This window comes from Filimonas effusa (assembly GCF_004118675.1).
Classification (GTDB): Bacteria; Bacteroidota; Bacteroidia; order Chitinophagales; family Chitinophagaceae; genus Filimonas; species Filimonas effusa.
Window position 1 is genome coordinate 1 of the sequence record NZ_SDHZ01000014.1, and the last position, 412, is coordinate 412.

The window sequence follows — 412 nt, forward strand, 5'->3', positions numbered from 1 at the left end:
CTACCTCAAGATGAGTTTCCTTTTAAGGGTCGTCAAAGACTATGACGTTGATAGGCTACAGATGTAAGGTTGGTAACAACGAAGTCGAGTAGTACTAATTGCCCGTAAGCTTTAATTTTTTTCTATACCTGTATGAAATGAGTGATCCCAATATGTACATCATTAAGGCTGATGAGTTTTGTTGAAGAAAACTGCCTGCAACCTGAAGCAAAAGAGCAAAGGATAAAACAGGCAAAGCTGAAGCTATAAAAAGCAGAAGCGACAAAAAAGAAGCAACAAAGCAAGTCAAAAGCCGGTAAGATCTTATGGTGGTTTTGCCGGGAGTGTTCACCTCTTCCCATACCGAACAGAGAAGTTAAGCCTCCCATGGCCGATGGTACTGCACAGAAATGCGGGAGAGTAGGTAGCTGCC

At 42.5% G+C, this 412-nt stretch carries 2 rRNA genes; both read left to right on the forward strand.

What is annotated here, in order from left to right:
- Window positions 1-119: ribosomal RNA gene (locus tag ESB13_RS23670) — 23S ribosomal RNA — on the forward strand; the annotation flags it as partial.
- A gap of 185 nt (window positions 120-304) precedes the next feature.
- Window positions 305-412, forward strand: a 5S ribosomal RNA gene (gene rrf, locus ESB13_RS23675); the annotation flags it as partial.